2 pseudogenes are annotated in these 434 nt (G+C 47.2%); both read right to left on the bottom strand.

Annotated features, from left to right (window positions below):
- Nucleotides 1-220, bottom strand: a pseudogene (locus WKT11_RS19870) (IS200/IS605 family accessory protein TnpB-related protein); the annotation flags it as partial.
- 12 nt (nucleotides 221-232) lie between these two features.
- A pseudogene (locus WKT11_RS19875) lies at nucleotides 233-434 on the bottom strand (IS200/IS605 family accessory protein TnpB-related protein); the annotation flags it as partial.

Genomic DNA, 434 nt, shown 5'->3' on the forward strand with positions numbered 1-434 from the left:
ATGCAATCTTTTTACCCAGTTCTGTGTTCAGACGTTTCGTATATGCCCATCTCCCCTGTGTCTGCGCAGAGCCATATTCCCTCTGGGATCTGCGGATTCGTCCCAGTGTGCGGTACATCCGGTCTTTTTCACTGGGATAATCTATGAATCTTCTTCCCAGGACAGTTCCGTCTGAGCGCATGATGGTACAGACCGCATCGGTATTGATCCCCAGATCCACACTGCAGATGATCTATTCTTTTACCGGTATTTTCGTCAGTGTTACTTCTTCTGTATAGGAAAAACGCAGAAAATACCGGCGGTGTCTCTTTTCCAACGCAGGAGCCGATGCCTTCTTTCCTTTCCAGTTCCTGCGAAGATATTCCATATCAGTACGTTTTAAATATACACGGAACCATTTCCAGTCATGCCCGTCGTACAGTTTCAGATGCCCG

The sequence above is a fragment of the Blautia sp. HCN-1074 genome (assembly GCF_037890165.1).
Classification (GTDB): Bacteria; Bacillota; Clostridia; order Lachnospirales; family Lachnospiraceae; genus Blautia_A.